The 26462-nt window shown below is 74.7% G+C and carries 24 protein-coding genes; 7 read left to right on the top strand and 17 right to left on the bottom strand.

Going from position 1 to position 26462, the window contains the following annotated elements; translation table 11 throughout:
• Nucleotides 1–16 precede the first annotated feature (16 nt).
• Both ACI78V_RS13370 and ACI78V_RS13365 read left to right on the top strand, forming a co-directional pair.
• Complete coding sequence (locus tag ACI78V_RS13370; protein WP_456851456.1) at nt 17–1000, top strand: quinone oxidoreductase family protein; 984 nt, start codon at nt 17–19, stop codon at nt 998–1000.
• A 141-nt stretch (nt 1001–1141) separates the two neighbouring features.
• Entirely contained in the window at nt 1142–2347 is a 1206-nt protein-coding gene (locus tag ACI78V_RS13365) for a cytochrome P450 (RefSeq protein WP_456851454.1), read from the top strand.
• 9 nt (nt 2348–2356) lie between these two features.
• Here ACI78V_RS13365 and ACI78V_RS13360 read toward each other — a convergent pair whose 3' ends face one another.
• Both ACI78V_RS13360 and larA read right to left on the bottom strand, forming a co-directional pair.
• Nucleotides 2357–3499 (bottom strand): glycerate kinase, encoded by a 1143-nt coding sequence (locus ACI78V_RS13360; RefSeq protein ID WP_456851452.1) that lies wholly within the window; start codon nt 3497–3499, stop codon nt 2357–2359.
• Nucleotides 3500–3516: 17 nt separating this feature from the next.
• Nucleotides 3517–4806, bottom strand: a complete 1290-nt coding sequence (gene larA, locus ACI78V_RS13355) for a nickel-dependent lactate racemase (RefSeq protein ID WP_456851450.1) — start codon at nt 4804–4806, stop codon at nt 3517–3519.
• 319 nt (nt 4807–5125) lie between these two features.
• On the opposite strand from larA, the gene ACI78V_RS13350 reads away from it, so the two are divergent.
• The gene (locus ACI78V_RS13350; protein WP_456851448.1) at nt 5126–6319 is read left to right on the top strand and encodes an acyl-CoA dehydrogenase family protein; all 1194 of its coding nucleotides are present in this window, start codon (nt 5126–5128) and stop codon (nt 6317–6319) included.
• Nucleotides 6320–6473: 154 nt separating this feature from the next.
• Here the strand turns inward: ACI78V_RS13350 and ACI78V_RS13345 are convergent, their stop codons facing one another.
• A complete protein-coding gene (locus ACI78V_RS13345; RefSeq protein WP_456851446.1) occupies nt 6474–7280 on the bottom strand; it encodes an alpha/beta fold hydrolase in 807 nt (268 codons plus the stop codon).
• A 384-nt stretch (nt 7281–7664) separates the two neighbouring features.
• On the opposite strand from ACI78V_RS13345, the gene ACI78V_RS13340 reads away from it, so the two are divergent.
• The gene (locus ACI78V_RS13340) at nt 7665–8216 is read left to right on the top strand and encodes a flavin reductase family protein (RefSeq protein WP_456851445.1); all 552 of its coding nucleotides are present in this window, start codon (nt 7665–7667) and stop codon (nt 8214–8216) included.
• Between the two features lie 21 nt (nt 8217–8237).
• On the opposite strand, the gene ACI78V_RS13335 is transcribed toward ACI78V_RS13340, so the two are convergent.
• The gene (locus ACI78V_RS13335; protein ID WP_456851443.1) at nt 8238–9068 is read right to left on the bottom strand and encodes an IclR family transcriptional regulator domain-containing protein; all 831 of its coding nucleotides are present in this window, start codon (nt 9066–9068) and stop codon (nt 8238–8240) included.
• 213 nt (nt 9069–9281) lie between these two features.
• Between ACI78V_RS13335 and ACI78V_RS13330 the strand changes: the two genes are divergently transcribed.
• Nucleotides 9282–10145 carry a dioxygenase family protein gene (locus ACI78V_RS13330; RefSeq protein WP_456851441.1) on the top strand — a complete coding sequence of 288 codons (864 nt, stop codon included), beginning with the start codon at nt 9282–9284 and terminating at the stop codon, nt 10143–10145.
• On the opposite strand, the gene ACI78V_RS13325 is transcribed toward ACI78V_RS13330, so the two are convergent.
• Nucleotides 10115–10564 carry an STAS domain-containing protein gene (locus ACI78V_RS13325; RefSeq protein ID WP_456851439.1) on the bottom strand — a complete coding sequence of 150 codons (450 nt, stop codon included), beginning with the start codon at nt 10562–10564 and terminating at the stop codon, nt 10115–10117. The genes ACI78V_RS13330 and ACI78V_RS13325 overlap by 31 nt on opposite strands.
• Nucleotides 10565–10788: 224 nt before the next feature.
• Here ACI78V_RS13325 and ACI78V_RS13320 point away from each other — a divergent pair, with 224 nt between their 5' ends.
• Both ACI78V_RS13320 and ACI78V_RS13315 read left to right on the top strand, forming a co-directional pair.
• Nucleotides 10789–11817: a chemotaxis protein CheB gene (locus ACI78V_RS13320; RefSeq protein WP_456851437.1), complete on the top strand. Its 1029-nt coding sequence runs from the start codon at nt 10789–10791 to the stop codon at nt 11815–11817.
• 4 nt (nt 11818–11821) lie between these two features.
• On the top strand, nt 11822–13798 hold the full coding sequence (locus tag ACI78V_RS13315; protein ID WP_456851435.1) for a CheR family methyltransferase: 1977 nt from the start codon (nt 11822–11824) through the stop codon (nt 13796–13798).
• Between the two features lie 15 nt (nt 13799–13813).
• On the opposite strand, the gene ACI78V_RS13310 is transcribed toward ACI78V_RS13315, so the two are convergent.
• The 12 genes from ACI78V_RS13310 to ACI78V_RS13255 all read right to left on the bottom strand — a co-directional run.
• Nucleotides 13814–15118 carry an ANTAR domain-containing protein gene (locus ACI78V_RS13310; protein WP_456851433.1) on the bottom strand — a complete coding sequence of 435 codons (1305 nt, stop codon included), beginning with the start codon at nt 15116–15118 and terminating at the stop codon, nt 13814–13816.
• Between the two features lie 9 nt (nt 15119–15127).
• The gene (locus ACI78V_RS13305; protein WP_456851432.1) at nt 15128–15529 is read right to left on the bottom strand and encodes a hypothetical protein; all 402 of its coding nucleotides are present in this window, start codon (nt 15527–15529) and stop codon (nt 15128–15130) included.
• Nucleotides 15530–15572: 43 nt separating this feature from the next.
• Nucleotides 15573–16481, bottom strand: coding sequence for an LLM class flavin-dependent oxidoreductase (locus ACI78V_RS13300; RefSeq protein WP_456851430.1), 909 nt, complete (start codon nt 16479–16481; stop codon nt 15573–15575).
• A 3-nt stretch (nt 16482–16484) separates the two neighbouring features.
• Entirely contained in the window at nt 16485–16817 is a 333-nt protein-coding gene (gene fdxA / locus ACI78V_RS13295) for a ferredoxin (RefSeq protein WP_456851428.1), read from the bottom strand.
• 28 nt (nt 16818–16845) lie between these two features.
• Nucleotides 16846–17928 carry an NAD(P)/FAD-dependent oxidoreductase gene (locus ACI78V_RS13290; RefSeq protein ID WP_456851426.1) on the bottom strand — a complete coding sequence of 361 codons (1083 nt, stop codon included), beginning with the start codon at nt 17926–17928 and terminating at the stop codon, nt 16846–16848.
• Nucleotides 17925–19604 (bottom strand): benzoate-CoA ligase family protein, encoded by a 1680-nt coding sequence (locus ACI78V_RS13285; protein ID WP_456851425.1) that lies wholly within the window; start codon nt 19602–19604, stop codon nt 17925–17927. Before ACI78V_RS13285 ends, ACI78V_RS13290 begins: the two co-directional genes overlap by 4 nt.
• Nucleotides 19605–19679: 75 nt before the next feature.
• Entirely contained in the window at nt 19680–21161 is a 1482-nt protein-coding gene (gene boxB, locus ACI78V_RS13280) for a benzoyl-CoA 2,3-epoxidase subunit BoxB (RefSeq protein ID WP_456851423.1), read from the bottom strand.
• 2 nt (nt 21162–21163) lie between these two features.
• On the bottom strand, nt 21164–22894 hold the full coding sequence (boxC, locus tag ACI78V_RS13275) for a 2,3-epoxybenzoyl-CoA dihydrolase (RefSeq protein ID WP_456851421.1): 1731 nt from the start codon (nt 22892–22894) through the stop codon (nt 21164–21166).
• A gap of 105 nt (nt 22895–22999) precedes the next feature.
• Nucleotides 23000–23701: an ABC transporter ATP-binding protein gene (locus ACI78V_RS13270; protein WP_456851419.1), complete on the bottom strand. Its 702-nt coding sequence runs from the start codon at nt 23699–23701 to the stop codon at nt 23000–23002.
• Entirely contained in the window at nt 23702–24493 is a 792-nt protein-coding gene (locus ACI78V_RS13265; RefSeq protein WP_456851417.1) for an ABC transporter ATP-binding protein, read from the bottom strand.
• Complete coding sequence (locus ACI78V_RS13260; protein ID WP_456851415.1) at nt 24490–25530, bottom strand: branched-chain amino acid ABC transporter permease; 1041 nt, start codon at nt 25528–25530, stop codon at nt 24490–24492. The genes ACI78V_RS13265 and ACI78V_RS13260 overlap by 4 nt, the downstream gene beginning before the upstream one ends.
• The coding region (locus ACI78V_RS13255; RefSeq protein ID WP_456851413.1) for a branched-chain amino acid ABC transporter permease at nt 25527–26462 on the bottom strand (936 nt) is incomplete at its 5' end. The genes ACI78V_RS13260 and ACI78V_RS13255, both read right to left, overlap by 4 nt.

The raw sequence follows: 26462 nt of genomic DNA, 5'->3' as shown, positions 1-26462 counted from the left end.
GCGGGCGGGGACCGTCGTGCGTGCCGCCGTCCTGACCACCCCCGGCGAGCCGCCCCGGCTCGGCGCGCACCCGGCGCCCGAGCCCGCCGAGGGACAGACCCTGGTGCGGGTCACCGCGGCGCCGGTCGTGCCGCTGGACCTGCTCTGCGCCTCCGGCACCTCGTACTTCGGCCGTCCGGCGACGCCGTACGTGCCCGGGGTGCAGGGCGTGGGCGTCGTCGAGCGGTCGGGGGCGCACCCGGCCGGCACCCGCGTCTGGTTCGCCACGTCGGCCGGGATGGCGCCCGGCGACGGCAGCCTCGGCGAGCTCTGCGCGGTGCCCGACGCCGACGTGGTCCCGGTGACCGCCGACGTGCCCGACGAGCTCGCCGCGGCCCTCGGCCTCTCGGCCGTCGCCGGGTGGATGGCGCTGACCTGGCGCGGGCGGTTCAGGGCGGGGGATCGGGTGGTCGTCCTCGGCGCCGGGGGCGCGGTCGGCCAGGTCGCCGTCGGGGCGGCGAAGCTGCTCGGCGCGGCCCGGGTGGTCGCCGTCTGCCGGCCGGGCGCCTCCGCGGACCGCGCCCGGCGGGCCGGCGCCGACGAGGTGGTGGCGCTGTCGGCCGACGTCGAGGACCTCACCGCCCGGCTGACGGAGGCCACGGGCGGCGCGGCCGACGTCGTCGTCGACCCGGTCTTCGGGACGGCGGCCACCGCGGCCTCCCGGGTGCTCGCCCCGTTCGGCCGGCTGGTCAACCTCGGCGGGGCGTCCGGTGACGAGGCGTGCCTCTCCTCCTCGGTGCTGCGCAGCCGCAGTGCCGAGGTGCTCGGCTACACGAACAACGCGCTGCGCCCCGAGCAGCGGGCGCAGGCGCTGACCGACGTCCTCGGTCACGCCGAGCGCGGCGCCCTGTCGCTGGACCACCTCGTGCTGCCCCTGGCCGAGGTGGAGCGCGGCTGGGCGCTGACCGCCGAGGGTGCCGGACGGCGGGTCGTCCTCGTGCCCGGGACCGCGGGGGGCTGACGTCGGCTGCGGTCCCCGCCGGGCGGGTGTGGCCCTTGACACACCGCTCAGCGCTCCGGCATCGTCCCCGTGTCCGCGACGCGGACAACTGTCCACTCGTGCCGCCGTGCGGCTCCGCGCGTTGGAAGGACCCTCAGGGACATGACCACGACCGCCCCGAGCTCGGCCCCGACCTACGACGGGGACATCTTCACGGACGAGGCGCTGCTGGAGCCGTACGAGGACTACCGCGCCCTGCGCGAGCTCGGGCCGGCGGTGTGGCTGTCGCAGCACGGGGCGTACGCCGTCGCCCGGTACGAGGAGGCGAAGGCCGTCCTCATGGACGGCGACACGTTCCGCTCGGCCAACGGCATCGCCCTCAACGAGCCGGCCAACCAGGCGATCCTCGGCTGCACGCTGGCCAGTGACGGCGAGCTGCACGCACACCTGCGCCAGGTGGTGGCCCACCGGCTGACCCCCCGCGCGCTGCGCCCGATGAGGGACACGGTCACCGAGAAGGCCGAGGAGCTCGTCGCCGCGCTGGTCGAGAAGGGCTCGTTCGACGCGGTCGCCGACCTCGCCCGTGCACTGCCGGTGTCGATCGTCCCGGACTTCATCGGGTGGCCACAGGAGGGTCGCGAGCACCTGCTGCGCTGGGCCGGCGCCAACTTCGACTCCTTCGGGCCGATGAACGCCCGGACGGAGCGGGCGCTGCCCCAGTGCGGGGAGATGGCCGCCTACGGCGCCGAGATCGTCCGCACCCGCAACGTCTCGCCGGGCAGCCTGGGTGCCGGCGTGCTCGAGGCCGTCGACAGCGGGGACATCTCCACCGAGCAGGCGATGATGCTCATGCTCGACTACCTCGCCCCGTCGCTGGACACGACGATCAGCGCGGTCGGCAGCGCGGTCTGGCTCTTCGCGCAGCACCCCGACCAGTGGGACCTCGTGCGCAACGACCCGGGCCTGGTCCCCAACGCCGTCAACGAGGTGGTGCGGATCGAGTCGCCGATCCGCTCCTTCGGCCGGCTGACCAGCAGGGCCACCCGGATCGGCGACGTCGACATCCCCGAGGGCTCGCGCGTGCTGGTCATCTACGCCTCGGCCAACCGCGACGAGCGCCGGTTCGACCGGCCCGACGAGTTCGACGTCACCCGCGCCAACGCCGTCCACCAGCTCGGCTTCGGCATGGGCGAGCACGGCTGCGCCGGCGCGGGCCTGGCCCGCATGGAGGCCGAGTCCCTGCTGCGGGCGCTCGCCCCGCGCGTGGAGCGGTTCCACCTCCAGGGGAGCGAGCGGGCGCTGAACAACCTCATCCGCGCCTTCGGCCGGGTCGACGTCACGATCGACCGGACGGCCGCGGGCAGCTGAGCGCCGGGGTCAGTGCCGGGCGGCGAGCTCCTCGCCGATCCGGCGCCCCACCGTCTCCAGCAGGCCCGCGGCCCCGGTCATGCACCGCGTCTCGTCGGGTTCGAGGTCGGTCAGCGGGTGCACCGCGGCCAGCCCGGCGTCCCGGGCCTGCGCCGCGGTGATCAGGCTGCGCCCGGCGACGGCGACCACCGGGGCCCCCGCCTCGCGCGCGACCGCGGCCAGCCCGACCGGGCCCTTGCCGCGCAGGCTCTGCGCGTCCAGTGACCCCTCGCCGACCACCACCAGGGCGGCACCCCGCACGCTGTCGGCGAAGCCGGTGAGGTCCAGCAGCAGCCGCACGCCCGGGGTGAGCCGGGCGCCCAGGACGCTGGACAGGCCGAAGGCGACACCGCCGGCCGCCCCGGCCCCGGGCTCGTCGCGGCGGTCGGTCCCGGTCGCGGCGGCGACGACGTCGGCCCAGCGGCCCAGGGCGGCGTCCAGCCGGGCGACGGCGTCCGCGGTGGCGCCCTTCTGCGGCCCGTAGACGGCCGCGGCGCCCTCGGGTCCGGTCAGCGGGTTGTCGACGTCGCAGGCCACGACCAGCTCGGTCTCCGCGAGTCGGGGGTCCAGTCCAGCGAGGTCCAGGCGGGCCGCCGCGGCCAGCGCGGCGCCGCCGGGCGGGACGTCGGCGCCGTCCGCGGTCAGCACCCGGGCGCCCAGACCGACCAGGGCGCCGGCGCCGCCGTCGGTCGTGGCGCTGCCGCCCACGCCCAGGACGACCCGCCGCGCACCGGCGTCCAGCGCGTCGGCGACCAGCCGGCCGACACCGACGGTCGAGGCGTGCAGGGCGGTGTGCTCGGTCGGCCCGGGCGGCGGCAGCAGCGCCAGGCCCGCGGCCGCGGACATCTCGAGCACCGCGGTGCCGCCGCCCACCGCGTAGCGGGCCGGCGTGGGGTCCCCGAGGGGGCCGGGCACCTCGCAGGTGCGCGGGGTGAAGCCGTGCGCGAGCACGAGGTCCACGGTGCCCTCGCCGCCGTCGGCGATCGGCGTCTCGACCAGCTCGGCCCCCGGCAGGCTGCGTCGCAGGCCGCGGGCCAGGGCGGCGGCCACCTCGGCGGCGCTCAGCGAGCCCTTGAACTTGTCGGGGGCGAGCACGATGCGCGGACCGGTCATCTCCGGTGCTCCCTCGGTCAGCCGGCGAGGTAGGGGATCGTCTGGGGGCCCTCGGGCAGGTAGCAGACCCGGGCGCCCGGACCGTGCCGGCGGACGGCGTCGTCGATCGCCCCGGCCAGGTCGGCCACCGGGACCAGGTGCGCGGCGCGCACCTCCTCGGGCGGCAGGCCCGAGCAGTACAGCTGCACCTCGGCCCGGGCGAGGATGCGGGCCAGGACCTGCACCTGCCACTGGTCGGGGACGCTGAAGCCGGGGGAGCCGATGAGCTCGAGCAGCCCGTCGGGGTCCGGCGCCGCCCCGAGCACCTCGGCGAAGGAGCCGTGCGCGGGCAGCCCGTCGGCGCACTCGGCGGCCACGACGACGGTGCCGCCGGGCCGCACCACCCGTTCGGCCGCCGCCATGCCCTTCACCGCCTGGTAGAGGTTCTGGTCCAGGGGGAAGCCGGAGTTCGTCGTCACGACGACGTCCATCGGGTGCGGGACGGCGCGCATCGCGGCGGCGCGGGCCAGCTCGCAGGCCCGGGCGTGCATGGTGGACAACTCGCCGCACACGACGTGGGTGATCCGCTTGGCGCGGTCGAGCAGGACGTCGAGGGCGAGGTCGGGCGGGGCCGCCGCGGCGCAGGCGCGGATGTCCCGGTGCACCGGGTTGTCCTCGACGACGCCCCAGGTGGCCAGCGGGCTGCCGATGCGGGCGGCGTCGTGCAGCACCATCACGGTGTCGAGGCCGGCCAGCCCGGGGGCGACCATCTTCGGCCCGCCGCTGAAGCCGGCGAAGAAGTGCGGCTCGACGAAGCCGGTGGTGATCCGCAGGTCGGCGGTGAGCCAGCGGGTGTTCAGCTCCAGCGGCACGCCGTCGCCCACCGTGCCCAGGGAGGTCAGGGACGAGCGGTCGCGGGCGTCGTGGTTGACCACCTCGCACCGGTCCACGACGTCGTCGCCGAGCATGGCGCGCAGCTCGTCGGGGGTGTTGCCGCGGTGCGTGCCGGTGGCCACGAGGACGACGACCTCACAGCCGCGCGCGGCGCCGTCGATCTCCTCCAGCAGGGCGCGGAGCACCGGCTGGCGCGGCTGGGCGCGGGTGCCGTCGCAGACCGAGACGGCGACGGACATGCCGTCGCGCACCAGGGTGGCCAGCGGGGGAGCGCCCAGCGGGGCGCGGAGGGCCGCGCGCAGGGCGGCGGCGGGATCGGGCAGGGCGGGGTCGTCGCGCGGCGTGACGACGAGCGCGCCCTCGTGCAGGGGGACGTCGACGGCCCCCCGGCCGTAGGCCAGGGACACGACCGGGGACGCCGAGCCGACCGTCATGACCGCACCGTCTCCCCGCCCCCGCGTCCGCGTGCCGACCGGACGTACGGTGCTGCGGCCCCCCGGCCGTGTCAAGTCGCCCCCGACCGGTGCCGAGCGGGGCTCCGGCCCGCGACATGTGTCTCTTGACACACTCCCGTGCAGCCCCGGAGACTTCATACGGATGGTTGTCCGTCAGGCGGACACCGGGCGGTACCGCCCTCGGGTGCCCGGCCGGCCCCGCCGACGGCCCCTGCGCAGTCGTGGCCCGCACCGGCGCCACGCCGACGTCCGCTCCACCCGACCCGCACGAGCCCCGCTCAGCAGAACAGGAGCCACCATGACGACGACCGCACCCGACACGGTCCCCGCCGCGCAGCGCTGGGCGGAGCCGGCCGACCTGGTCGCGGCCGCCCGCGCGCTGCAGCCCCTGGTCCGGGAGAACGCGGCCGCCGGCGAGGCAGCCGGCCGGCTCGTCGACGCCGTCGACGACGCCCTGCACGAGGCGCGCCTCTACGGGATGTGGACGCCCCGGGAGCTCGGTGGCGCCGAGTGCGACCCCATCGCCTCGCTGGAGATCGTGCAGGCCCTGGCGGCCGCCGACCCGTCGACCGCGTGGGTCCACATGGCCGCCTCGCTGGCCATCGGCACGGGCGGGGCCTACCTGCAGGACGCGGCCGTCGAGGAGGTGTTCTCCGGCGAGCGCCTCCCCGTCGTGGCCGGTCAGGGCACCCGTCCTGGCACGGCCACGACCGACGGCGACGGCTTCCGGCTCAGCGGCGACTGGAGCTTCGCCTCCGGCATCAAGCACGCGCAGTGGATCCACACGCTGGGCATCATCGAGGAGACCGGCGAGCCGCGGATCTTCGTCCTGCCGGTCGAGAAGGCCGAGCTGATCGAGACCTGGGACGTCATGGGTCTGCGGGCCACCGGCAGCATCGACTACACGATCCGCGACGTCTTCGTGCCCGAGACCTTCACGCACCTGGGCCCGGTCGAGACCCCGCTGCGCGGCGGCTGGATCTTCAGGCTCGGCATCATGCACTTCGCCCTCATCGGCCACTCGGGCTGGGCGCTGGGCGTCGCCCGGCGGATGCTCGACGACCTCGCCGAGCAGGTCCGCACCAGGGCCGGCCGGGCCGGCTCCATGGCCGAGAGCCCGCGCTTCCACGCCACCTACGGTGAGCTCGAGGCGAAGTACCACGCCGCCCGCGCCTTCGTGTACGAGGTGTGGCGGGAGGCCACCGAGACGCTGGAGAACGGCGGCGAGCTCGACTCCGACCAGCGCACCCGGCTGCGGCTGGCGCTCTACAACGCCACCTGGACGGCGGAGGCCATCAGCGTCGAGGTCTACAAGGCGGCCGGCACCTCGGCGCTGCGCACCGGGGCGATCCAGCAGTACTTCCGCGACATGCACGCCGGCACCCAGCACGTCACGTCGGCACCGCCCGTGCTCGAGGGCTGCGGCAGGTTCCTGGCCGGGCTGGCCCCCGACCACACCTGGCTCTACATGAACCTCGTGCCGAGGAGCTGACGCCGACCAGACGCGACAGGGGCGGGACCACCGGTGAGGTGGTCCCGCCCCTGTCGCCTTCCTGCGGCTGCGCAGGGTCTGCCCCGGCCGCGGAGGGCCCGGCTCCGGCCACCCGACCCGCCGGATGGTGCCCGGGCCTCCGTGACCGCGGCTCTCACCGCGGAGCGGCGTCCGGACCGGTGAGGAAGCCCAGCACCTCCGCCGCGACCTCCTCGGGCCGCTCGTGGTGCAGGCCGTGCCGGGTGCGCGGCAGGTCGCGCAGCTCGGCTCCGGGGATGGCCTTCGCGTAGGCCTCGCTGTGCGCCCGCGGGACGATCGTGTCGATCTCCGCGGCGATCACCAGCGTGGGGCAGGTGATGCGCGGCAGGCGGGCCGGCAGTTCCGGGTCGTGCAGGTACGGGTCGCGCGCGAAGCGGGCGAAGGCGGCCATGTCCTTCTCGGTCTGCGCGATCTGCTCGGGGGTGGGCGGCGCGGAGAGCGCGGCCTCGACGAGCGCGTCGTCGTAGAAGAGGGCGCGGACGAGGTCCGGCGGGGCCATGTCGAACAGGTCGGCCGGCGGCGCCTCGGGCACGTGGAGGCCGGCGGGGGCCATCAGCACCAGGTGCTCGACGCGGTCGGGGATCGTGCTGGCCAGCTCCGCGGCGGTCCAGCCGCCGAAGGACGCGCCGACGACGTCGAGCCGGTCGAGGTCCAGCACGTCCATGAGCCGGAGGTAGTGCTGGACCAGGTCGGCCATGGTGGCGACCTCGGGGAGCTCGTCGCTGCGCCCGAAGCCGGGGTGGTCGGGGGCGATCAGGTCGACCGACCGGGACATCCGCTCGTGGAACGGTTCCCAGCTGCCGGCACCGCCCGCGGCGTGCAGGAAGAGGACCGGGCGGCCGGAGCCCTGCCGGAACAGGCTGATCTCGCCGGAGCCCATCGGCACCCTGGTCGGCGTCGGTCCGGTTGCGGGAACGGTCACGGGAACTCCTGCCTCGACGACGGGAACGGACAGTCGTCCGCCCCGTCCCGCACCGTGACGCATGACACGCGGCAGTGTCAACGGCACCCCCGCCGCGCGGGCGCCGCGCTGTGGACGACCGTGCGGTGGGCAGCCCGGCGCGGCACCTCACTCCGAGCGGACACCTGACCGTCAGACGGTTGACATGGGGGTGTGGCTCCTGTCACCGTTCCGTCCCACCTGAGGTGGCTCTCCTGGGGCGGTGACCCATCCGCCCCGGCAGGATCGGCTGGTGGAGTACGGCCCCTGCACGGACGCCGCCGCGACCGCGTTCCGGCGGGCGTCGCCGGACGGGGACGGCGCCGACCCGGTCCACCCCTCCGACGACCCCGGGAGGAACCCCTCATGACCCAGCCCGCCCAGCCGGACACGCCCTCGGTGGAGGCCGCGCCCGTCGAGCCCGCGCCGGTCGACCCCGAGCTGCAGGCCCGGTTCCGCGAGGTGATGGCCGGGGTGCCGACGCCGGTCTCGGTCGTCACAAGCACCTCCGGCGGCCTCCCGCACGGGACGACGGTCAGCGCGTTCGCCTCGCTGTCGATGACCCCGCCCATGGTGCTGGTGAGCCTCGACCGGGGCTCGGACCTGCTCGCCGTCGTCCGGGAGTCGGGGCGGTTCGGGGTCAACGTCCTGGGCGCGCACCAGTCGCACCTCGCGCTGGCGTTCGCGCGCAAGGGGGGCACGGGCAAGTTCTCCGGCGTCCGGTGGGACGTCGACCACGACCTGCCCCGGCTGCCGGGCGCCCCGGGCTGGCTGGCCTGCGAGGTCGCCACGCTGGTCGACGGTGGGGACCACGTGGTCGCCCTCGGCACGGTGGTCGCGGCCGAGACCACCGAGGGGCAGCCGCTGACCTACCACGGCCGCGTGTTCGGCACGCACGCCGCGCTCGAGCTGCCGTGACCGGGCGGCCGGCCCGGGTCCTCAGGCCGAAGCGGTGTCCCCGGCCGCCGGCCGGGCGACCTCCACGTGCGGCCGCGACTGCCACAGGGCCCACTCGGCGCTGACGTGCCCGGCGGTCTGCAGCAGCCGCGGCAGGTGCTCCTGCACCAGTCGTTCGGTGGAGGTCTCGGCCGCGTGCACGGTGACGTTCATGGCGGCGCGCACCGTGCCGCTGCCGTCACGCACCGGGACCGCCACCGACCGGATGCCCGGGGCCAGCTCCTCGTCGGCCAGCGCCCAGCCGCGCGCGCGGACCTCGACCAGCTCGTCGCGCAGCCGGTCGGCGTCCGGCTGCGGTGCCGGCGGCAGGCCCGCCCGGCTGGGCTGGGCGAGGGCGGCGTCCAGCTCGTCGGGGGAGAGGGCGGCCAGCAGCACCTTCCCCTGCGAGGTGCGCACGGCCGGGAACCGGGTGCCGATCTCCACGCGCAGGGTGATGATCCTCGGCACCGCCACCCGGGCCACGTACACGATGTCGGAGCCGTCGAGCTGGGCCATGGACGACGACTCGCCGGTCTGCGCGACGAGGGCCTCCAGGTGCGGGCGGGCGATGTCCCACAGGCCCAGCGCGCTGACGTAGGCCGTGCCCAGCGCCAGCACCCGCGGGGTCAGCTGGAACACCCCGCCGGCGGAGCGGACGAGACCGAGCTCCTCCAGCGTCAGCAGCAGGCGGCGGGCGGTGGGCCGCGCCAGGCCCGCGGCGGCGGCCACCTCGGTGAGCGACATGGCCGGCCGGTCGGGGCCGAAGGCGGCGATGACGTCGAGGCCGCGGGCCAGCGCCTCGACGAAGTCCGGTCCCGTCCCGCGCCCGGCCATCGCGTTCCCCCCGGTCCCTGCCGCCGGCGCGGGTGCGCCGGACCGTCGCCGTCATCTTCCCCGACGGCCGCCCGGCAGCAGCGTCCCGCGGGCCGGCCACCACTCCCCGGAGGGAGGCGGCGACGGCGCCGCCGCGTCCCCCGCGGGGGTCACCGGCGGACGACAATGCGGCGACGGTGCCCGCCGTCGCCCGACCACCGAGGAGGAGGACCCGTGCAGCTGGTCACCGAGGAGAACATCACCGCTCTCGCCGAGGAGCGCTGGGCGACGGCGAAGGACCCACGGCTCGCCGAGCTGATGACGGCGCTCGTGCGGCACCTGCACGCCTTCGCGCGCGAGGTCCGGCTGACCGAGGCGGAGTGGATGGCCGCGGTGCAGTGGCTCACGCGCACCGGGCAGATCAGCGACGACAAGCGGGAGGAGTTCATCCTCGCGTCCGACGTCCTGGGGCTGTCGATGCTCGTCGTCCAGATGAACCACCGGCTCGATCCCCGGGCGACCCCTGCCACCGTGCTGGGGCCCTTCCACATCGAGGGCTCGCCCGAGCTGGAGTTCGGCGCCGACATGTCGCAGGGGCTGCCCGGCACACCGCTCTACGTGACCGGCGTGGTGCGCGACCTGGACGGCGCCCCCGTGGCCGGGGCCGTGCTGGACATGTGGCAGGCCGACAACGAGGGGCTGTACGAGTCCCAGTACGCCGACGTGGACGAGGCCCGGCTGCGTGGCAAGTACCGGACCCGCGAGGACGGCAGCTACTGCGTGCGCACCGTCGCGCCGCTGGGGTACAGCATCCCGATGGACGGCCCGGTCGGGGAGCTCGTGTCGCAGACGGAGATCAGCCACTTCCGGCCGGCGCACATCCACTTCCTGCTGGACGTGCCCGGCTTCGAGCCGCTGATCACCCACCTGTTCCAGGAGGGGGCGCAGTACCTCGACAGCGACGTGGTCTTCGGGACCAAGGAGGAGCTGGTCGTCCGCTTCGAGGAGCGGGAGCCGGGCCCCACGCCGGACGGTGGGTCGATCGACCGGCCCTGGCTCGAGGCGCGCTACGACTTCGTCCTGCAGCCCAGGGCCTGACCGGGCGCCTCCCGGGCGGGGTCGGCGGGCGCGGGCCGAGCGGGCGGGGGTCGTCGGTGGGGAGAGGACGGCGGCTGCCGCTCGGCGAGCAGGTGGCCCAGCCCGGCCACCTCCACGAGGTGCACCAGGTGCGGCCGCAGACCGACCAGCCGCACCGTGCGGCCGCGGCTGCCGGCCACCACCCGGGCCCGCGCGAGCGCACGCAGCCCGACGGTGTCGCAGAAGGTGATCCGCGCGCCGTCGACGGTCCACACCGGGTGGGCGGTGAGGGCGAGCGCGGCCAGGGCGTCGAGGAGGTGGTGGGCGCAGCCGCGGTCGAGATCGCCGCTGACCTGGACGCGGCCGGCGCGCAGGTCGACCGAGACCAGCAGCGGGTGGGGGGACGGATCGCGGGACGACCCGGGAGTACGAGCGAGCACGGTGGACCCCGCAACGGTGTCCGGGCCCGGGAAGGGGAGCTTCGGGCAGGAAGAGCGTGCGCACCGACGTGCGCGGGGCCGGAGCTTCGACCCGGTCGGACCGTATCAACGATCCCCGCGCCGCGCCGGACGCTCGCACCACCGGGCAGGGATACCGTTCAGGGGCACGACCCACTGCGCGCTGCGGATCGACGCGGCGACCGTGACGGGATGGGCGAGAACTCGTGGCGACTCGGCGTGACCTGGTGGTGGTCGGTGCCTCCGCCGGTGGGGTGGAGGCACTGCGCGACCTCCTCGCCGGCCTGCCGGCCGACCTGTCGGCCGCCGTCCTCGTGGTCCTGCACATGCCCCCGAGCGCCCGCAGCGCCCTGCCGGCGGTCCTGGCACGGGTGTCGGAGCTGCCCGTGCGGCCGGCGGAGGACGGCGCGCCGCTGGAGGTGGGCACCGTGACGGTGGCCGTGCCCGACCAGCACCTCATGGTCGTGGGTGACCGCGTCCACCTCGCCCGCGGACCACGGGAGAACGGGCACCGGCCGGCCGTCGACGTCCTCTTCCGCTCGGCCGCACGCAGCGCCGGGCCGCGCGTGGTCGCCGTCGTGCTCTCCGGGGCGCTGGACGACGGCACGGCGGGGATGGTCGCGGTGCGCAGCCGCGGCGGCGTCGGCGTCGTCCAGGACCCCGAGGACGCCATGTACCGCAGCATGCCGGAGCACGCACTGGAGGTCGGGGGGGCCGACCACGCGGTGCCGCTGGCCGAGATGGGGGCGCTGCTGACCCGCTTGCTGGAGGAGGGGGTCGCGGCCGCCGAGGTCCCGCCACCCTCGGAGCTCATGGAGACGGAGACCGCCATGGCCGAGCTCGACGGCGACGCCTACGACGACGACGAGCGACCGGGCACCCCGTCGGGGTTCGGGTGTCCCACCTGCCACGGCGCGCTGTTCACCATCACCGAGGGGGGCATGGAGCGGTACCGCTGCCGGGTGGGTCACGCCTGGTCGCCGGAGGCCCTGGCCGAGGAGCAGTCGCAGGCCCTGGAGGGCGCACTGTGGATGGCGCTGCGGGGCCTGGAGGAGCGGGCCGCGCTCAGCCTGCACATGGGCCGGCGCGCGGAGGAGCGCGGGCACCGCCACAGCGCCACGCACTTCCGGCAGCGGCACGACGAGGCGCAGGACGCCGCCTCGCTGCTGCGCCGGCTGCTGCACCGGGGCGAGCTGAGTGCGACCGCGGTGCCGGACGAGGCCGGGGAGGCCTGAGCCGATGGGGACGCGACCCGACCGTGAGCCGGTCAGGCCCGGCGACGCCCTGCCGGACGCGGAGGACGCCGACGACGTGCTGACCGACGTCGACGACGACGTGCCCGGCCCTGACGGCGCTGCCGCGGGACCGGACCCGGCGCACGCGGGGCTGGACCCCGACTTCGAGGCGCTGCTGGTCTACCTCCGCGAGCGGCGGGGTTTCGACTTCACCGGGTACAAGCGGCCCAGCCTCGTCCGGCGGGTGCGGCGGCGCATGGCCGAGGTCGGCATCGACTCCATCGCCGACTACCAGGACCACCTCGAGGTCCACCCCGACGAGTTCACGCCGCTGTTCAACACCATCCTCATCAACGTCACCGGCTTCTTCCGCGACCGGTCGGCCTGGGACCACCTGCGCGAGGACCTGCTGCCGGCCCTCCTGGCGTCCGCCGGTCCGGCGATCCGGGTGTGGAGCGCCGGCTGCGCCTCGGGGCAGGAGGCCTACAGCGTGGCGATCCTGCTGGCCGAGGCGCTGGGTCCCGACGAGTTCCGCAAACGGGTCAAGATCTACGCCACCGACGTCGACGAGGACGCGCTCGCCTACGCCCGGCAGGCACTGTTCACCGAGGGTGAGGTGGCCGGGCTGACGCCGGCCCAGGTGCGCGACCACTTCACGCAGGAGGGCACGCGCTACGCCTTCCGCAAGGACCTCCGGCGCTCGGTCGTCTTCGGTCGCAACGACCTCGTGCAGGACGCGCCGATCTCCCATGTCGACCTGCTGCTGTGCCGGAACACCCTCATGTACTTCACGGCCGAGACCCAGGCGCGGATCCTCGGCCGGCTGCACTACGCCCTCACCCCCGGTGGCCTGCTCTTCCTCGGCAAGGCCGAGATGCTGCTCTCGCACAACCAGCTGTTCGCCCCCGTCGACCTGACCCGGCGCTTCTTCCGCAAGCGGGAGGGCGGGCCGGTGCTCGAGCGGCGGGCCGTGCCGCCACCACTGCAGCCGGCCACCGACGACGGCAACGGGAACGTCGCCCGGCTGCGCCACGAGGCGCTGCTGTCCGGGCCGGCCGCGCAGATCGCCCTGGACGCCGAGGGCCGGCTCGCGGTGGTCAACCACCAGGCGGAGCGGGTCTTCGGGGTCGACCAGCGCGACATCGGACGGCCGTTCCAGGACCTGGAGATCTCCTACCGACCGGTGGAGCTGCGGGCCTCGATCGCGGAGGCCACGCAGACCCGCCGTCCGCTGTGGCTGCGGGGCGTCGAGCGGCCCCGGCCGGGCCAAGACCCGACGCTGTACGACATCCAGGTCGTGCCGATCCTCCGTGAGGACGGCGAGTCGCTGGGCACCACGGTGGTCTTCGACGACGTCACCCGCTACCGGCTCCTGCAGCGGGAGCTCGAGGTGACCAACCGGCAGCTGGAGACCGCCTACGAGGAGCTCCAGTCGACCAACGAGGAACTGGAGACCACCAACGAGGAGCTCCAGTCGACGGTCGAGGAACTGGAGACCACCAACGAGGAGCTCCAGTCGACCAACGAGGAACTGGAGACGATGAACGAGGAGCTCCAGTCGATGAACGACGAGCTCCACTCGACCAACGAGGAGCTGCGGGCCAGCACCGAGGAGGTCATCGCGGTCAACCGCTTCATGCAGGGTGTGCTCAGCAGCTTCCGGGCGGGCGTCGCCGTGGTCGACCCCGACCTGCGGGTGCTGGTGTGGAACGCCGCGGCCGAGGACCTGTGGGGCCTGCGCCAGGACGAGGTGCAGGGACGGTACGTGCTCGACCTGGACGTGGGGCTGCCCGTCTCGCGGCTGCACCCGCTCCTGCGGCGCACCGCCGCCCCGGACGGCGACGAGCACGACACGGTGGAGGTGGACGCGGTGAACCGGCGCGGCCGGCCGATCCGGGTGCGGGTGACGGTCTCCGCCTTCTGGCAGGCGGCAGGGGATCGGGCCGGCGCCGTCGTCCTCATGGACCCGGTCGAGGGCTGAGGGCGGACCCCCTCCTCACGGGCCCGAGACGGCGATCACCTCGTCGGCGTGCCCGGAGACCACCAGCTGGGCGAGGTCGCGCAGCTTGACGTTGAGCCGGTTGCTCAGCGTGACCAGCCGGGCGAACGCGTCGTCGGCGTCGACGCCGAGCCGGGCCATGAGCACCCCCTTGGCCTGGTCGATCACCGCGCGGGAGGTGAGTGCCTTCTCCAGGTTGGCGGCGAGGTCCCGCAGCGCCTGCCGCTCGGACGCGCTCTGCAGGACGCCGCCGACCGCGGCCGCGACGAGCTCGGCGATGCGCCGGCTGTCCGGCCCGAAGGCGGCCACCTCCTCGGCGTAGACGTTGACCACGCCCACGGCCTGCTCGCCGTCGTGCAGCGGGATCGCCAGGACCGCCCGGACGGTGGTGTCGCCGAGCGTCTGCTGCAGCCGGGGCCACCGCTCGTCGGTGGTGACGTCGGGGGTGACGACGAGGGTGCCGGTGACGAGGGCCTCCCAGCAGGGGCCCTCCTCGGCGTGCATCTGCCGGCCGTCGAGCTCCTGCGCCAGCGTGGAGTCGGTGCCGAGCTGCTGCGGCTCCAGCGGGGAGCCGAGGGTGATGCTCACCGCGGCGGCGGCCGGCACCGCGCTGCGCACCAGCGCGGCCATGCGGGTCAGCAGCCGCTGCCGGTCCTCGCCGACGACCGGCATCGCCGAGAGCTCGGCGAGCGCGGCGGCCAGGCCGAGGCTCTCGATCACCGAGACCGTGCCCGCCGTCCCCACGTGCCCGACGGTGTCCTTGTCCGGGACGAGGACCAGTGCCCACTGCACGTGGGCCGCCGAGCCGACCGCCGTGGCGTCCTCCGGGAAGCCGAACAGGTCGACCGGCACCTCCTCCTCCGCCCGGCGGCCGCGGACCGTCACCCGGAGCCGGCGCTCGAGCGCTCCGCGGGTGGTGAGGTCACCGACCGCGGTCCGGAACGACTGGGCGTGCCCCGCGCCCAGGAAGACGCTCAGCGGCTTGCCCCGCACCAGGTGCAGCGGCACGTGCAGGAGGTCGGCCAGTGCCGGGTTGGCGTCCACGAGCCGGCCGGTGCCGTCGGTGACGCAGAGGGCCACCGACACCAGACCGGACAGCTGCCCGCGCCACCGCCGCTCGGCCTCGTACCGGGCGAGCAGCTGTTCGATCTGTGCCTGCTGGACACGGACCTCCTCCTCGGCGACCCGCAGCTCCTCGTGGGCGACCTCCAGATCGGCCAGCCGGTCCAGCGCCTCCTGTGCCGGGAGCCGGGGGGCGGGCGGGTGCGACCCGCCCCGGGGTGGTTCGGAGGCGTCGGTCACCGGGGCCTCTCAGGCTTCCCGGATGCCGGGACGGGTCGGGGCCACCCCGGCGCGGTCGTGCTCGGCCGCGGCGCGGTCCTGCTGGGCCTCGCGGTGGTGATCGGCGGCGCAGCGCCGGTGCTCCTCCGGGTCACCGACGCCGTGCGCGGCGGCCTGCTCGTGTGCTGCCGCGGCCGCCTCGTGGCTCCGGGCAGCCCGCTCGTGGCCGGTCACGGCCCGGTGGAGGGCCACCCGGGCGTTCTCGGCCGCCTCCTCGGCCCGCCGCTGGGCGGCGCGGACGTCGTCGGCGGAGGACCCCCGCTCCTGCGCCATGCGGCGCAGCCGGTCGGCCAGCTCCCGGGCCCGGTGGGCGGCCTGCTCGGCGCGTAGCGCGGCCTGCTGGCCGACGTCGTCGTCCTGCACGACCAGCATCCTCCTCCCGACGACGGTCCCTGCACAGCCGTCGCCCGTCGGGTCAGCGCAGGCGCGGCAGCACCTCGGCGGTGAACAGGTCGATCACCCGCTGACGGCCGGCATCGGCGCCCACGGGCGAGAAGACGAGCGTCTCCGCACCGGCGTCGGCGTACTCCCGGGCCCGGGCGGCGACCCGGTCTGGATCACCGTGCAGGAGGTAGCGGTCGGCCAGCGGGTCGAAGTCCTGCTGGTAGACGGCGCTCACCGTCTCGACGACCTGCCGCCGCGAGCGGGCGGCGTCCTCGTCCACCCCGCCCCAGCAGAAGACCGCACCGCGCACCCCGCCGGGGTCCCGCCCCGCGGCCTCGGCCGCCTCGCGGACCTCCGCGAGGCTGCGCGCCAGCTGCTCGGGCGTGTACATGTACGGCATCCAGACGTCGGCGAAGCGGCCGGCCCGGCGGATCGCGGGCGGCCGGCGGCCCCCCAGCCAGATCGGCGGCCCACCCGGCTGCACGGGCCCGGGGTCGAGCGCGAGACCCGGCACCTGCGTGAACCGGCCGGCGAACTCCACCGGGCCACCGGCCCACAGCGCGCGGAACAGCTCCAGCGCCTCGTCGGCCCGGGCGCCGCGCTCGGCGACGTCGACGCCGGCGGCGACGAACTCCGGCGGGTGCTCGCCGCCCACCCCCACGCCCAGGTCGAACCGGCCGCCGCTGACCCGGTCCAGCGTGGTGGCCAGCTTCGCGGCCAGGGCCGCCGGGTACAGCGGCAGGACGGTCAGCGAGCTGAGCAGCCGGATGTCCGTGGTGGCCCCGGCGGCCGCGGCGAGCGCGACGAAGCCGTTCGGGTGCGGGCTGTGGAAGAACAGGTGTTCCCCGCTGGCGATCCCGTCGTAGCCGGCGGCCTCCGCGGCGCGGGCCTCGGCGGCGACGGCGGTCTGGTCGCTGCCGAGGGTGAGGACGACCCGCATCGGTCAGGCGTGCTCGGCGACGAGCTCGGTGTCCACGCCGATCCGGCCGACCTTGGAGGCGCCGCCGGGGCTGCCCAGCGGGGCGTCGCGGCCGGGCAGCACCTCCACGAAGAAGCGCCGGTTGTCGTCGATGTGCGGCTCGTTCTCCTCGCTCACCCGGCGGTCCTGGGCGATCGCCTCCACCGGGCACACCGGCTCGCAGGCGCCGCAGTCGATGCACTCCTTGGGGTTGATGTAGAGCTTGCGGTCCCCCTCGTAGATGCAGTCGACCGGACACTCCTCGACACACGACATGTCGGTGGTGTCGATGCACTCGGCGCCGATGACGTAGGGCACGGGGCTCCTCCTGTGGCTGCGGGCGGGCTCAGGCGTGGGCGGCGGCGCCGATGCCGGCGGGGTCGTCGCTGCTGTGGCCGGGGAAGAGGGGCTGGTCGGGGTCGAGGTAGGTGGCGGCGTTGTTGACCGCCGTCGCTGCCTCCCCGAAACCGACCGCGATCAACCGCACCTTGCCCGCGTACTCGGTGATGTCCCCGGCCGAGTAGACGCCGGGCACCGAGGTGCGCATGGCGGTGTCGACGAGGATCTTGCGGTCGACGATCTCGATCCCCCAGGTCTCCAGCGGGCCGATGTCGGCGGTGAACCCCAGGGCGGCGATGACCGACTGTGCCTTGTGCGGGGTGACCGTGCCGTCCTTGGTGCGCACGTGCACGGTGTGCAGCACGTCCTCGCCCTCGAGGGAGTCGACCTGGGCGTCGGTGACGATCACGGTCCGGCCGCGCTCCAGGTCGGCGACGCTGGCGGCGTGCGCCCGGAAGTGCCTGCGCCGGTGCACCAGGGTGACCGAGGCGGCGATGGGCTCCAGCGCCAGGGCCCAGTCGACGGCGCTGTCCCCGCCGCCGACGATGACGACGTCCTGCCCGGCGTGCGCGGCGAGCTCCTTGACCACGTAGGTCAGCCCGCGGCCCTCCCATGCCGCGCCGCCGGGCAGCGGGCGGGGGGTGAAGGTGCCGATGCCGCCGGTGACCACCACGGCGCCGCAGCAGATGCGGGTCCCCTTGTCGGTGGTGACCACGAGGCGGGCGCCGGCGCGCGGGCGGTGGCCGGCCTCGTCGGTGAGCGTCTCCGCGCGCTCGCCGAGGACGTACACCGGGTCGAAGCGGGCAGCCTGCTGGACCAGGCCGGCGACGAGGTCGCGGCCCTTGATGCCGGGGAAGCCGGCGACGTCGTAGATCATCTTCTCCGGGTAGAGCGCCATCACCTGGCCGCCGGGCTCGGGCAGGCTGTCGACGACGGCGGTCCGCAGGCCGCGGAAGCCGGCGTAGTAGGCGGCGTAGAGGCCGGCCGGGCCGGCCCCGACCACCAGCAGGTCGACGTCGACCCGGCGGCCGTCGCCCGCCCCGGCGTGTGGCGGTGCGGTGTCCTCACGTGACCTCGCGAGCCCGGTCACGCGGGCTCTCCCGGGGTGGCGGCGGCGAGGTTGTCGGAGCGCGCGGCGCCGCTGAGCCGGTCGAGGGCCAGCTCGCGGATGCGGAAGCGCTGCAGCTTGCCGGTGGCGGTCGTGGGCAGCTCGTCGAAGACCAGCACGTGGCGCGGGCGCTTGAACGCCGCCAGCCCCTCGCGGCAGAAGCCGACCAGGTCGTCCTCGGTCGTGGCGTCGCCGGGCAGGAGGACGACGCAGGCGACCGGCTTGTCCAGACCGTCGGCGTCGGGCAGGGACACCACGACCACCTGGTTGACCGACGGGTGCTGGCGCAGCCGCTCCTCGACCTCGGTGGGGGAGACCCAGATCCCGCCGGCCTTGATGATGTCGTCGGTGCGGCCCAGCGAGGTGTAGTAGCCGTCGGCGCTGCGCACGTAGGTGTCACCGGTGCGCACCCACGGCCCCTGGAACACCCGCCGGGTCACCTCGGTCCGCTGCCAGTAGCCGGTGGCCGCGGAGTCGCCGCGGACGTAGAGGTGGCCGGGGGTGCCGTCCGGGACCGGCGCGCCCTCGTCGTCGACGATCTTGGCCTCGTAGCCGGCGACGATCTCGCCGGTCGACCCGGCGCGGGTCCGCCCCGGCCGACCGCTGATGAAGATGTGCAGCATCTCCGTCGAGCCGATGCCGTCGAGCATCTCCACGCCGAAGGTGCCGGTGAACCGCTCGAACAGCGCGGCGGGGAACGCCTCGCCGGCCGAGACGCAGGCGCGCACGCCCGCGAAGGCGTCGGCCGGCAGGCCGGCGGCCAGCAGGGCGGCGTAGTAGGTGGGGCCGCCGAAGAACAGCGTCGGCCGGTGCTCCTGCAGCACCCGCAGCGTGCTGGCCGGGCTGGGCCGGGCACGGTCGAGCACGGTGCTCGCGCCGACCGAGAACGGGAAGGTGAGGGTGTTGCCCAGGCCGTAGGCGAAGAAGAACTTGGCCACCGAGAAGGTGACGTCGTCCGGGCCGATGGCCAGGACGTCCCTCGCGTAGGTCTCGGCGGTGTCCCGCAGCGACCCGTGCCGGTGCATCGCGCCCTTGGGCGTGCCGGTCGTGCCGGAGGTGTAGAGCCAGAAGGCGGGGGAGTCGGCCACGGTGGGGTAGGGCGTGGCCGCCTGGTCCAGGACGTCGGCACCGGCGGCGACGAAGGCGTCCCAGTCGCGCACCCGCGCGCCGGCGACGTCCGGCAGCCGGTCGGCGCCGAGCACCACGACGTCGGCGAGGTCGCGCAGCCCGCCGACCGCCGGCGCCAGGCCGGCGAACTCGGAGCTCAGCGCGACCAGCCGGGCCCGGCTGTCGGTGGCGAGCAGCGCGATGTCCTTGGGCGTGAGCATCGTGCTGACCGGGACGGGCACCGCGCCGATGCGCAGGCCGGCGAGGAAGGCGGTCAGCAGCTCCGGGGTGTCGCCCATGCACAGCAGCAGCCGCTCCTCCGGGCGGACGCCCGAGGCGATGAGCGCGGCGGCGAAGCGGGTGACCGCGTCGTCGAGCTCGCCGTAGGTGAGGGTGCGCACGCTGCCGTCGAGGTCGATGGCGGTGATCGCCCGCCGTCCCGGGTCGGTGCGGGCGTGCCGGGTGACCAGCCACTCGGCGGCGTTGAACGGCTCGGCGCCGGGCGGCGGTGGGAGCGACGGTGCGACGGGGGCGGTGTCGAGGGTGGCCACGCTGCTCAGCCCTTCTGCCTCGGCGCAGTCGCCGGGGGACGGTCCCCGCTCCCCGGCGACTCCGCTGGAGGCTGCTCAGAATCGGACGTAGTCGTACTCGACCGGCAGCGAGTTGATGCCGACCGACGGCGGGGCGATCCAGCCGGCGAACTCGCCCGGCTCGTGGTGCGGGACCATCAGCTCGGCGACCCGCGCGCGGTCCTCGGCGGTGGGCAGGTACTCGCCCACCGAGCGCTCCCAGGTGGCCTCGTCGACGATCTCGCCGGTGGGCGTGACGTGGTGCCCGGCGAAGGCGCCGACCTTGCGGTTGAAGCCCTGGTGGGGGAGGAACAGCCGCTGCTCCAGCCCCGCCTCCTCCAGCTCCTGGTTCCAGCGCTTGACGCCGTTCTCGCAGTCGGCGGAGTACTCGTTGCGCAGGTCGAGGTTGAGCGCGTTGAGCATCGGCACGGTGCGGGTGGTCATCCGCCCGCCCTCGATGCCGGGCACGTCCATCGTGTAGTCGGTGAGCAGGTGGTCGTCCTTGCGGCGGGTCTCCATCCAGCGGCCCTTGAGGCCGGCGGTGTAGTAGGAGGCCGCGTTGGAGGACACCTCCGAGCCGAAGAGGTCCATCGACACCGAGTACTGGAAGTTCAGGTACTTCTGGATCACCGACAGCGGGATCCCGCCGTACTCCCAGATGTCGTCGGTGCCGTGCTCCTTCATCAGCTGCGCGGTCCGCTGGACGGTGCGCTGCACGCCCGTCGTCCCGACGAACATGTGGTGCGCCTCCTCCTTGAGCATGAACTCGCAGGTGCGCGCCAGCGGGTCGAAGCCGCTCTCCTTCAGCGTGCCGAGCTGGTACTTGCCGTCCCGGTCGGTGAAGTAGGTGAACATGAAGAACGACAGCCAGTCGGTGGTCTCCTCGTTGAACGCGCCGAGGATGCGCGGGGAGTCGTAGTCGCCGGAGTTGCGCTTGAGCAGCTCCTCGGCCTCCTCACGGCCGTCCTTCCCGAAGTAGGCCTGCAGCAGGTAGACCATCGCCCACAGGTGGCGGCCCTCCTCCACGTTGACCTGGAAGAGGTTGCGCATGTCGTACAGGGACGGCGCCGTCATGCCCAGGTGCCGCTGCTGCTCGACCGACGCGGGTTCGGTGTCGCCCTGGATGACGATCAGGCGGCGCAGGTCCGAGCGGTACTCGCCGGGGACCTCCTGCCAGGCCGGCTCGCCCTTGTGCTGGCCGAAGGCGACCTTCCGGTCGGGGTCGCGCTCGGCCAGGAAGATGCCCCACCGGTACTGCTCCATCGGTACCCGGTCGAAGTGCGCCCAGCCGTCGCGGCCGACCGCGATCGCGGTGCGCAGGTACACGTCGTGCGTGGGGATCGACGGCCCGAGGTTCTTCCACCAGTCGAGGAACTTCGGCTGCCAGCTCTCCAGGGCCCGCTGCAGCTTGCGGTCGCCGGCCAGGTTGACGTTGTTCGGGATGCGCTCGCTGTAGTCGATCTTCGACAGCGGTCCGGTCGGGGCAGGGGACTCCCCGGTCACCGTGCCGGTCTGCGGCGTGCTCTCCGTGGTGGTCATGCTCAGACCCGCTTCCTGTCGTAGTCGGCCCGCTTGCCGGTGCCGTACCGGCGCAGCGCTCCTTCCGGGCCAGCGGCGTTGGGCCGCTGGAAGATCCAGTTCTGCCAGGCGGTGAGCCGGCCGAAGACCTTGGTCTCGGGGGTCTCGCGGCCGGCGAAGCGGAGGTTGGCCTCCATGCCGGTCAGCGCGTCGGGGGAGAAACTGGCCCGCTCCTCGACGACCAGGCGGATCTCGTCCTCCCAGTCGATGTCGTCCGGGGTGCTGGTGACCAGGCCCAGCCCGGCGGCGTCGGCGGCGAGCAGGTCGCGGTCCACGGCCGCCTCCGCGGCGGCCAGCTCGTCGGCACTGCCCAGGAACCGCACCTGCAGGCGGGAGAGGCCGTTGCTCATCGGCAGCAGGCCGGTGTTGAACTCGTCGAGCCGGATCACCGCCGGCGGCAGCGGCTCGTCGTCCTCCTCGAACTGGCCCTCGAGCATGAACTGCCGGTCGGCGGCGAAGGCGATCTCCGCCAGCGCCCCGACGAAGCAGGAGCCGGGCTCGACGAGGGCGAACAGGCTGCGGCTGGTGGTGTCCAGCCGCTTCACCGTGCGGCGGTAGAAGCCGATCGTCTCGTTGACCAGCCAGTGGTCGCGGTGGGCCAGCAGGAACTGGTCGTAGGCCGCGGCGGTGGCGACGTCGCCCTCGGTGCGCAGCAGCCAGGTGCCGATGGCCAGCTCGTTGGTGCGCAGCCGCAGGATCGTGTCGTCGAGCTCGCGGGTGGCGGCCAGCAGCCAGGCGGCGTCCCCCTGCTCCTGCAGCTCCTCGACACTGCCCGGGACGGCGGTCGGGCCGAGCACGGTGATCGTCGCGGTGCCCGAGTCCCGGTCGAGGACCACGCGGACGTGCTCGTAGCGGGTGGTGTCGCCGTCGGCCTCCCGGCGCAGCGGGGTCAGCGCGACGCCGGTGGCGCCGGCGCCGGGCCGGGTCGAGCGGGCCGCGAGCCCGGCCGCCCGGCGGGCGACCTCCGCGGGGAAGTCGCGGGCCTTGACGCTGGCGTCGACCAGGCGCCACTGCACCGCCCGCTCGCCGCGGATGCCCTCGGCGGTCGTGGAGAAGACGTCGGCGAGGTCGCGCCGGACGCCGCGCTTGTCGACCACGCGGGTCAGCCCGCCGGTGCCCGGGAGGACGCCGAGCAGCGGGACCTCGGGCAGCGAGACGGCGGAGGAGTTGTCGTCGACCAGCACGATCTGGTCGCAGGCCAGCGCCAGCTCGTAGCCGCCGCCGGCCGCGGTGCCGTTCACCGCGGCGAGGAAGGGCAGGCCGGAGTGGGCGCTGGCGTCCTCGAAGCCGTTGCGGGTCTCGTTGGTGAACTTGCAGAAGTTCACCTTCCAGCTGTGCGGGGAGGCGGCCAGCATCTTGATGTTGGCGCCGGCGCAGAACATCCGCTCCTTGGCGCTGGTGACGACCACCGCCTTGACCTCGGGGTGCTCGAACCGGATCCGCTGGACCGCGTCGTGCAGCTCGATGTCCACGCCGAGGTCGTAGCTGTTCATCTTCAGCTCGTAGCCGGGCACGATGCCGCCGTCCTCGGCGACGTCGAGGGTCAGCGTGGCGATCTCGCCGTCGACCGACAGCGTCCAGTGGCGGTAGGCCTCGGGGGACGTGTCGAAGGAGACCTCGGTGGTCGCGGCCGGCTCGGCGACGGGACCCGGGCCCTCCGTCGTCGCAGCCGTTCGGTCGTCGAGGGTTGTCACGGGACCTCCAGGGAGTTGCCGGCGCCGGGCGTGTGACGCCCGCCACCCATCCTGACGTGCTACACGATGACGCGCAAGAGGCTGTCCTGATGTAGCGCCAGGCCGTCAGGCCACGCCGAGCAGCGCGGCCGCGACGGAGCTGTCGCTGCGGAACTCCAGCGTGGGGGAGCGGTGCACGACCCGGCCCTTGTCCATGACGGCGATCTCGTCGGCGACGGCGAAGGCGAGGTGGAGGTCCTGCTCGACCACCACGAGGGTCACGCCCTCGGCCTTCATGCCGGCGACGGCCTCGCCGATCAGGTCCACGACGGCGGGGGCCAGCCCGTCGGAGGGCTCGTCCATGAGCACCAGCCGGGGGTTGGTGAGCAGCGCCCGCGCGATGGCGAGCATCTGCTGCTCCCCGCCGGAGAGCTGCCCGGCGGTGTGCCGGAGGCGCTCGCCGAGCCGGGGCAGCAACCCGACCACCCGCGGCAGGTCCCACGGGCCGCGCCCGCGGCCGCGGCGGGCGGCGAGGTCCAGGTGCTCGGTGACGGTCAGCGGAGCCCACACCCGCCGGCCCTGCGGCACCAGCGCCACCCCGGCCCGCGCCACGACGTCGGGGCGGCGGCCGGTGAGGTCGGCGCCGTCCAGGCGGACCGACCCCGCCGACGGCGTCACCAGGCCCATGAGGGTGTGGATCAGCGTGGTCTTGCCGACGCCGTTGCGACCGAGCAGGCCCACCACGCGGCCGTCGGGGACGTCGAGGTCGACCCCCTGCAGGACCGTGCTGCGCTTGTAGCCGGACCGCAGCCCGCGGACCTCGAGCACTCAGCTCACCTCCAGGGACGCCGGACCGGTGCCGTCCAGGAACAGGGCGCCGCGCCCGGTGCCGAGGTAGGCCTCCTGCACCGCCGCGCTGGCCCGCACCTCGTCGGGGGAGCCGGTCAGCAGCACCCGGCCCAGGTGCAGCACCGTCACCGACGTGGCGAGGGCGAACACGACGTCGAGGTCGTGCTCGACGATCACCAGCGTCACCGACTCCGGCAGGGCCTGGAGCAGCGCCACCAGCCGGGCGCTCTCCGCCGGCGACATGCCGGCGGCGGGCTCGTCGAGCAGCAGCAGCCGCGGCTCGCAGGCCAGCGCGACCGCCACCTCCAGCTGGCGCCGCTCGCCGTGGGAGAGCGCGGCGACGGGCGTCCCGGCGCGCGCCGCGAGGCCGACGTCGTCGAGCAGCTCCCGCACCCGCGCGCGGGCGGCGGCCTGCCGGCGCGGGACCAGCGAGTGCCGGGTGCGGTGCCGGCGCTGGGCGGCCAGCAGCACGTTCTGCTCCACCGTCTGGCTGAGGAACAGGCTGGAGTGCTGCAGCGTCTGGCTGATGCCGCGCCGTGCGCGCTGGGGCTCCGGCAGCCGCGTGACGTCGTCCCCCGCGAGGGCGATGGTGCCCGCGGAGACCCGCAACGACCCGGTGACCAGCTTGAACAGCGTGCTCTTGCCCGCGCCGTTGGGGCCGATGAGGGCGTGCCGGGCGCCGGGCGGGACGTCGAGGGTGACGTCGTCCACGGCGGTGAGGGCGCCGAAGGAGCGGCTCACCCCGGACAGGGACAGCAGGGGTGCGCTCATGCCGAACGCTCCCGCGCGCCCCGGCGGCCGGGGAGGGCGGCCCGGCGCAGGCCGGCCAGGCCCGCGACGCCGCGGGGCAGCACGTACACCGCCACGATGAAGACCAGGCCGAGCAACAGCGGGCCGTGCCCGTCCAGCGTCGGCCCGAAGGTGTCCCGGACGAGGACGACGACCGCCGCGCCGAGCGCCGGCCCCCACAGCGAGCCGGCGCCGCCGAGGACCACGGCCAGCAGCATGAGCGCGCTGGTGGTGAAGCCGGTGTCGCTCGGGTTGACGATCCGGACCAGGCCGGCGAACAGCCCACCGGCCAGCCCGGCGAACCCGCCGGCGATGGCGAAGGCCAGGTACTTGTAGCGGAACGGCGAGTACCCCAGTGAACGCATCCGGGCCTCGTTGTCGCGGATCCCGCGCAGCACGCCGCCGAAGGGGGAGGAGGCCACCAGCCAGAGGCCGAGCGCGCCGAGCAGCACGACCGCCAGCACGAACCAGTAGACGTACCCGGCCAGCGTCAGCGGGGTGCCGGCGAGCCGGATCGACGGGATGCCGAACAGGCCGTTGGAGCCGCCGGTGACCGACGACAGCGACTGGGCGAGCTGGTGCACCAGCTCGCCGATCGCGAGGGTGAGCATGAGGAAGAAGACCCCGCCGCTGCGCACCGCCAGCCAGCCGGTGGCCGCGGCCGCCACCGCGCCGGCGACCGCGGCGGCCAGCACCGTGACCACCCCCTCGGCACTCCAGTGGATCGCCACCAGCCCCGCGGTGTAGGCGCCGATGCCGAACCAGGCGGCGTGGCCCAGCGAGGGCAGCCCGGTCAGGCCGACCAGCAGGTCCAGGCTCATCGCGAACAGCGCGAAGACGAGGATCCGGGAGACGGTGTTCGTGCCGAACGGGTCGACGAACAGGGGGACGGCGGCGAGCACCGCGAGCAGGGCCAGGCCCAGGACGACGGCGAGCGGCCGGTTGCGGCGCCGCGGTCCGGCAGCCGCGACCGGGGCCCCGTCGGCGGTGCTGACGACTGGGGGGCTGTCCACACTCATGAGTGGGCCACCTTCCCGGCGAAGAGTCCACGGGGCCGGACGATGAGGACCAGGGCGAGGGTGCCGAAGAGGATGAACGAGGCGAGGTCGGGCAGCAGCGCGCGGCCGAGCGACTCGACCTGCCCGATCACCAGCGCCCCGATGAGTGCGCCCCGGATGGACCCCAGGCCCCCGATGACGACGACCACCAGGGCCAGCAGCAGGATCGTCTCGTCCAGCCCCGGCCGGGCGCCGTACACCGGGGCGGCGAGCACGCCCGCCACGGTGGCCAGCATCGACCCGATGCCGAGGACGGCGACCTTCACCTTGCGGTTGTCGATGCCCATCGCCGAGACCATCTCGCGGTCGGCGACGCTGGCGCGGACCAGCGCGCCCACGGAGGTCTTCTCCACGACCAGCCAGACGACCAGGGCCAGGACCAGCCCGACCCCGATGACCAGCAGCCGGTAGGTGGGGTACGCGTTGCCGGCGACGGCCACGCTGCCGTCGAGGCCGGGCGGCGGGGAGACCGAGCGGACGTCGTTGCCGTAGACGATGGACAGGACCTCGGCCACGACCAGCGAGATGCCCAGGGTGAGCAGCGCCTGGTCGAGGACCGGCCGCCGGGCCAGCGGCTCGGTCATGCCCGACAGGGCGCCGCCGGCCAGGAGGCCGACGAGGGCGGCGACGCCCAGCGCGGTGAGGAACCCGCCCCAGGAGTCGCCGGCGACGAAGCTGACCGCCAGGTAGGAGCCGACGAGGAAGAACGCGCCGTGGGCCAGGTTCAGCACGTCCATCATCCCGAAGACGATGGACAGCCCGACGGCCAGGACGAACAGCAGCGCGCCGATGGCGAAGCCGTTGAGGATGCTGACGAGGTTCGCGTCGAACCAGCCGAGCACGGGCTGCTCCTTCCGGGGGTGCCGGGCCGCGGGGAGGTGGCCCCACGGCCC

The organism is Geodermatophilus sp. SYSU D00742 (genome assembly GCF_054049935.1).
Note: the sequence above shows the minus strand (reverse complement) of the source record. Positions and strands in the feature narration are given on the sequence as shown.